Genomic DNA, 6,652 nt, shown 5'->3' on the forward strand with positions numbered 1-6,652 from the left:
TCGCCGAGGAACTCGGTATGGCCTGGGAAGGCGAAGCCGGCCTCGTAGAGCGGGGCCTTGGCGATGGGGGCGGTGACGACGCCGGAGACCTGGCCGGAGAGGGCTAGACCCACGGCGGTCTCGATCCACTGGATCACCGACTTGGCGGCCGCCGAGGTCGGCTGGCCCGAGACCACCGGCGCGCGCAGGGGGATGTCGAGGACGGGAATGGCGTCGGGGAAGACCTTGGCCGCGTCGTCAGGAGAGATGACGCGGCGCACGATGGTGGCGCCGGACCCGGACGCCGAGGCCAGGGACTGGCTGTCGCCGACCACCAGGAAGGCGGGTCCGGTCTGCCGTAGCTGCGTCCACGCCTTGACGATGATCTCCGGGCCTATGCCGGCGGGGTCACCAAGAGTGAGCGCGAGTGGTCCAGTCTTCACTTGGTCTCGATTGTCGCCGAGTTCCTGAGGTCACGCATGTAACGCCGCGCGATCATGGACAGTTGCTGTCCGAACAGGCGGTTCTCGATCTGCTCCCTCGACTGGCCATCCTGGCCACTGGCCCGCTTGGCGCAGACGGCCAGCAGGTGGAGGCCGGCGCTGGTGCGGATCGGCTGGGAGATCTGGCCGGCGGCGAGGCTCTCGGCGGCGTCGCGGAAGGCGGGCGCCAGGTCCTTGATCTCGGCTTCGCCCAGATCGCCAGCGACGACGCCAGGAACGGCGGCGGCCCTGGTCTCCAGGTCACCACAGCCGGTGACCGTGGCGCGCAGGGCCGTCAGCTTGGCGGTGGCGGCGTCGACGGCGGACTGGTCGGCGCTCTGGGTCAGGCCGACGGCGGCCTGCTTGAGATTGACCATCATGCCGCCCGCGCCAGCGCGCTTCTCGCGGAGATAGATGATGTAGACGCCATCCTTGACCTGGATCGGGCGCGACAGCTGGCCGGGGCGCATCTGCTCCAGGGCGGCGTCGATCTCGGGCGCCATCTCGCCGGCGCTGATCCAGCCGGCGTCGCCGCCCGAAGCGGCGGTGGCGGCGGCGGAGAACTGGCGGGCCACGGCGGGGAAGGGCGCGCCCTGCTGCATCTGGGTGATCAACTGGCCGGCGCCGGTCATGGCGGTGTCCATGCCGCCGACCCGATTGGCGTCGATGAAGACCTCGCTGATCTGGTACTGGGGCTTGGAGGCCGTGGCGGCCAGACGCTGCTGCGCGGCCTTGACCTGATCGTCGCCGATGCGAAGGCGCGAGCCGTAGCGGCCACGGATCCAGCGCTGCCAGCTGGTGTTGGAGCGGACCTCCTGGCGCAGGGTCTCCTCGCCGATGCCCTGGGCCTTCAGATTGCCAAGGAACTGCTCCAGGGACATGTTGTTGCCCTTGGCCATCTCGGCCAGTTCCTGGGTGACCTCGTCGTCGGTGGCGATGATCTCCATCTTCTGGTCGCGTTCGACTCGGCGCAGTTCCTGCAGCTGCAGGCGTTCGTCCACCAGGCCCACGAGAGCCTCGCGCTGGAACTGGGGCAGGTTCTGCTGGGTGGGTTGCACGCCTGACGTGGCGATCAGCAGGCGCATGCGCTGGGCCAGGTCGTAGGTCGAGATGATGTCGTCGTTGACGACGGCGGCCACGGCCTCGTTGATCCCGGCCGGCGCCACGGGGGCGGCGGGCGCCTCAGTAGGCGCGGCGTCCTGGGCCCATAGGACCTGCGGCAGGGCCGTGGTGGCCAGGGCGATCGCCAGGGCGGCGCCGCGCGCCGAACGGCCCGTGACATTACGCGCACGCATCATGGGTGGAAGGTTTCCTTGGAGGCGAAGGCCATGGGCAGGTCTATGCGAAGGGCCAATTCGATGGCGATTTTCAGTTCGCATACAACGGTCCGCCCAATGTGGCGAGGGTGAGGCGTATGGCGAGAGACTCGGTCGGACCAAGTCGTCCGACGACCGTGTCTTCACGCCGATAGATGATGTCCACGCGGGTGCAGTCGTCGCGATAGGTGATGCCGAGGTCGCGGATCACCCAGGCGTCCTGGACCAGGTCGCGGTTGCTGTAGGCGGTTATGCCCCAATGTTCCGTGAGGTAGAGATCCCCGCCCAGATCCAGGTTCTCCACCTTGGTCCCGTTGACGTCGGCGCGGTCACGCAGATAGCGGAAATAGCCGTTGGCGCGCTTCATCGAGAGGTTGGCGCCCGCCTCCGCGCGCTGGACCGAAAAATCCTCTGAATCCAACCGTGTACGGGCGAAAAATGAGAGACCCTTGATGGGCTGTGCGTCGGCGGAGACGATCCAATCAGACCGCGTCTGACGCAGACCGCTCTGCGGCGAAAAGACGTCGTTGCTCTCGTTGCGGAAGCTGCGGCCCACGAGCAGGCTCGCGCGGCGTCCGTCATCCCAAAACACCGAGGCCCGGCCGCCAGCGTTCACCCGCAGGCCGTCCTCATAGAGGTCGTAGCCGGGGAATTTGTTCGCTCGGAAGAGGTTGGTCTCGTCGAACTGGAAGGCGATGGAGTCTTCATTGAGATAAACCGGCGCGCCGGTGGCGGAGGTCGCCACAACAACCTGCCTGGCGTCTGGAGAGGCCGCGACCTGAACGATGGGCTCAAGGATCACGGTGGATTCGGAGAACCTGCGGACAAAGGGCCAGGTGATGTCGGCGCCCGCCACCACGAGGCCACGGGACAGGGTCTTGGAGGTGTCTGCGACACCGTTGAGATCATCGAGGCTATAGGCGTCGCCGCGGATGTTCAGGAAGGGCGAGATCCGGATGCCCGCCGGAGCGGTGTAGGTGGCGCGCCAGTCGGCCTCGCCGGTGACCCGGCGGCTGTCGAGGCCCGCGAGGCGCAGGGGCGGAGCTCCAACCGGGGACTGGTCCCGGGTCAGGGCCACGGCTGACCCCAGCAGGCGCAGGCGGCCCCCGGCGATATTGGCTTGCGGCTCCCATCGGGCCTCGATCAGGGGGCCGACAATCGGGAAGGTGCGCTCATTGTCTTCGGGGCGCAGGCCCTGGAAGGACAAGGCTGCGGCCGAGAAATAGGAGCGCTGGTCCTGGCGGGTCGCGTAAACCTGGGAGATCAGGCGGCGGTCGTCGGCCAGGTAGGGGCCGCGCGTGGCGTAGACGTCGCTGACCTCGTACTTGTCGAACAGCAGGTCGTCGGAGGTGCGCTCGGCGGTGAAGCCCCAATCCCACTTCTCGGTGATCGCGAACTGGCCCGCGGCGAGGATATAGCTGCGGCTGGTGTTGTCGCCGAAACCGACGCCCTTGCCGTCGAAGTCATTGTCGTAGGTGTAGCCAAACCGCGCATCGACCAAACCGGAATAGAACCGCTTGCGGTAGCGCCCGTTGAAGAACGGATTAACTTTCGTGTTAATCTGGGGGCTTAGCGTAATATCTGAAGACGGCGATAGAACCTGGAGATAGGGCTGCTCGTAGCTGAGGCCCCGACGGTTGGAGATGCCCAACTTGGGGGGCAGGAAGCCGGACTTGCGGACCGCCTGGGGGTCGGGGTGCCAGAACAGCGGCAGGTAGAGCACCGGAGCCCCGAACACGCGGATCACGGCGTTGCGGTAGTAGATCAACTGCCGGTCCCGGTCCTGGACGACCTTGTCGGCCTTGATCGACCAGGTCGGGGTCTTGGGCGAACCGTCCGGCGCGCAGATCTCGCAAGGGGTATAGATGGCGCGGTTCAGCTCGTTGACGCGGTCGCTGCGTTTGACGGCGGACGCGGCGGCCAACTTGATGCCGGGCGCCATGCGCGCGGCGAAGCCAGTGGCGACACCCGCCTTCATCTGATCATCGAGGGTCAGTTCGTCAGCGTATTCGACGCTGCCGTCCTCGTTGATGATCTGGACCTCGCCCTTGGCCGTGACGACCCCGCGGGTCTCATCATAGACCAGTTCATCGGCGCGCAGGGTGCGGCCCTCGTAGCGGACCTCGGCCTGGCCGCGGGCTGTGGTGATCTTGTTCTTGTCGTCACGGATGACAAGGTCGGCTTCCATGTAGAGCTGGCCCGCCTCCAGCCCATCGGCCGACGGCCTGGCCGGCGACTGGGCATGGGCCTGCGCCGCCATCGACACAACGATGACCGCCACACTGGCCAACAGGCCGCGCTTAACGGAGACGGGACGGCGACCGCGACTCATGAAGCTAGGAAACCCCCTCCGGGCGACTGTTGGCGGATGGATAGCGGGGAACGCCAACGATTCAACCGTCTTCGGTGTAGCAGAGCAAGGTCAGCCCGGACAGCAGGGCGACCAAGGGCGGCGCCCAGGCGGCGGCGTAGAGCGGAATGATCTCCGCATCGGCCAGGGCGCCGGAGAATTCGTTGAAGAAAAAGAAGATGAAACCGATGGCCACGCCGGCGCCGGCGAGGCCCCCGAGCCCGCCCAGACGCGCCAGCCTCAGGGAAAAGGCCGCGGCGAGCACCGACATGGCGGCGAAGAGAAGGGGCGTGGCCAGCAGCTGCTGGAAGCGCAGCCGATAGCCATCGGCCGAAAAGCCGGCCTGCTCGGTCTGGCTGATGGCCGCCGGCAGCCGCCAGAAGGCGATGGCGTCCGGCGAGGCGAACCGCTCCATGGCCGATTCGGAGTCCAGGGTGGAGCGGATCGACAGCGAGTCCGACCGGACCGAGCTTTCGCCCGCCGTGGCCTCGCGCACGTCGGTGAGCTTCCAGAAGCCCGGCAGCAGCTCGGCCTCCGCGGCCTCCAGCCGGCGCTTGAACTCGGGCAGGCCGTCCTTGTTCTTCTGGTAGACGAAGAGCGAGACCCCCTTCAGCCGGACTCGCCCGGCGACCGCCTCGCGCGCCTTGGCGTGGATGACGATCTGGTTGCGGTCGTCGCCCTGGCGCAGCCAGACCTCCTTGGGCGCGTCGGTGAGGTAGTTTTCCATCAGGCCAGCGCGGTCGGCCTCGAAGCGGGCGCTGAGGGCCGAGGCCAGGGGGTTGAAGGCGGTGACGGCGAACACGCCGACGACGAAGGCCGCCGCCGCCGACGGCAGGATGAAGCGCCAGGCCGAGATCCCGGCGGCTCGCATGGCCACAAGCTCGCTGGAGCGGTTGAGGCCGACATAGGCGCTGATGCCGCCCGCCAGGAACACGAAGGGCAGCAGCAGCAGGATGAGGGCCGGCGCCTTGAGCAGGGTGAGGCCAAACAGCTGGGCCACGCCGACGTCAGCGCGGACGCCCACGGACCGCGACAGGTCGACGAACTGCACCAGCAGGATCACCGCCGAGATGACGGCCAGCGCCGCCCCGACGCCGGTGAAGGTGCGCAGCAGAACGTAGCGTTCGAGGCGGCCTGTCCCGATCATGCGGTCTTCAGCCCGGCGATGTTGGCGGTACGCTTGCGCATGTCGATGTAGCGGCTGACCGGCTGCTTGAAGATGCCCCGCAGGGCCAGACCCATGGCGCCCAGGGGCACCACGTACTGAAGGACGTTCACCCAGGGCTCTGACTCGCTGGCGGCCTGGATGATGAAGCCCAGGATGCGGACCGCGACCGCCGCGCCGCCGATGATCGCGATGCGCCGGCCGTAGCCCAGGCGCGAGAAGCCGCCGCCGATGATGGCCAGGAGCGCAAAGCTCATGAAGGTGAGGTTGTACAGGGGCGTGGTCAGGCGGGCGTTGCCCTCCGCCAGCAATTTATCGCGGTTCTGTTTTTCCCAGATTTGTTCCATGTCCGGGAAGAACAGCTCGTGCAGATAGCGGTCCGAAGGTTTGTAATGGATCCGTTCGTCGCTCTCCAGGAAGGTGGAGAGGTCGAAGACGTATTCGTCGAAGGACAGGAAGTTGAGCACGCCGGTGCGGCTGAACTCCTGGTTGGAGCCCTTGCGCATCAGCAGGACCGGCTTGTCGCCGCGCTTGACCACCCGGCCCTCGTCGGCGGTGTAGGTGGTGGCCCCGCCGTCGTCCTTGGTCTGGTGGATGAACAGGTTGTGGATCAGGCCGCCGTTGTCCACCGACTGGGCGTAGACCGTCAGGCCAGGGGCGGGCTCGGTGAACTCACCCTCGCGCACCAGGGTGGAGGCCAGGTCGGTGCGCACCTGGAACAGGGTTTCGCGCATCTGCCGCGAGGCCGCCGGCTGGACCCAGAGGTTCATGAAGAGCGCGATGAGGGTGACGACGGCCGCCAGCCGCAGGGCCGGGGCGATGACCCGCCAGCGGCTCATGCCGCCCGCGAAGCAGACGACGATCTCCTGCTCCACGTGCAGGCGGTTGAGCGCCACCAGGGCGGCCACCAGCAGGGCGATGGGCATGACCATGTTGATCAGCTGGGGCATGGCCAGCAGGGTCACCTGCAGGAAGACGAGCGCGCTCTGGCGCTGGCTCACGATGATGTCGAGCTGCGAGAGGCTGGTGGACAGCAGGGCGACCGCCGTCAGCGCCGCCGTCGCCATGACGGTCGGCCCCAAGAGCTGACGGAGCAGGTATCGATCGATCAGGCGCATCGGCAAGAAATATAGGGCGAGCCGAGATATTTGCCGCGCCCGCAACAGCAAGCTGCTCTAAACCATGCGTCGCCCCGCCACACAACCGCCGCACGAACGGTCAGGCTGGGATGGGTTCAGGGCGCGCGTCGCGCCGGGTCGCTAAGTTGAGAGAATTCCATGGATATCCAGTTCGTCGCGGCCGACGCCGCGCTTGGTGAAAAGAGCGCCCTGGCGATCGTCGTGTTCGAAGGCGGGGCCGC

The 6,652-nt window shown here is 67.2% G+C and carries 5 protein-coding genes; all 5 read right to left on the bottom strand.

The window, feature by feature from the left end:
• Positions 1-422 (bottom strand): 4-hydroxythreonine-4-phosphate dehydrogenase PdxA (locus RMO97_RS01540; RefSeq protein WP_310538798.1); only part of this gene is annotated, 422 nt, incomplete at its 3' end.
• A complete protein-coding gene (locus tag RMO97_RS01545) occupies positions 419-1,759 on the bottom strand; it encodes a peptidylprolyl isomerase (RefSeq protein WP_310538799.1) in 1,341 nt (446 codons plus the stop codon). The genes RMO97_RS01545 and RMO97_RS01540, both read right to left, overlap by 4 nt.
• A gap of 70 nt (positions 1,760-1,829) precedes the next feature.
• Positions 1,830-4,109 carry an LPS-assembly protein LptD gene (locus tag RMO97_RS01550; RefSeq protein ID WP_310538800.1) on the bottom strand — a complete coding sequence of 760 codons (2,280 nt, stop codon included), beginning with the start codon at positions 4,107-4,109 and terminating at the stop codon, positions 1,830-1,832.
• Between the two features lie 61 nt (positions 4,110-4,170).
• On the bottom strand, positions 4,171-5,274 hold the full coding sequence (locus RMO97_RS01555) for an LptF/LptG family permease (protein WP_310538801.1): 1,104 nt from the start codon (positions 5,272-5,274) through the stop codon (positions 4,171-4,173).
• Positions 5,271-6,410, bottom strand: a complete 1,140-nt coding sequence (lptF, locus tag RMO97_RS01560; RefSeq protein WP_310538802.1) for an LPS export ABC transporter permease LptF — start codon at positions 6,408-6,410, stop codon at positions 5,271-5,273. The genes RMO97_RS01555 and lptF overlap by 4 nt, the downstream gene beginning before the upstream one ends.
• Between the last annotated feature and the right edge of the window lie 242 nt (positions 6,411-6,652).

The sequence above is a fragment of the Phenylobacterium sp. genome (assembly GCF_031425575.1).
Classification (GTDB): domain Bacteria; phylum Pseudomonadota; class Alphaproteobacteria; order Caulobacterales; family Caulobacteraceae; genus Phenylobacterium.

What these genes read in the sequence shown, in the direction of transcription:
- RMO97_RS01545 (WP_310538799.1), bottom strand. Translation starts at nt 1,759, where the DNA reads ATGATGCGTGCGCGTAATGTCACGGGCCGTTCGGCGCGCGGCGCCGCC.
- RMO97_RS01550 (WP_310538800.1), bottom strand. Translation starts at nt 4,109, where the DNA reads ATGAGTCGCGGTCGCCGTCCCGTCTCCGTTAAGCGCGGCCTGTTGGCC.
- RMO97_RS01555 (WP_310538801.1), bottom strand. Translation starts at nt 5,274, where the DNA reads ATGATCGGGACAGGCCGCCTCGAACGCTACGTTCTGCTGCGCACCTTC.
- lptF (WP_310538802.1), bottom strand. Translation starts at nt 6,410, where the DNA reads ATGCGCCTGATCGATCGATACCTGCTCCGTCAGCTCTTGGGGCCGACC.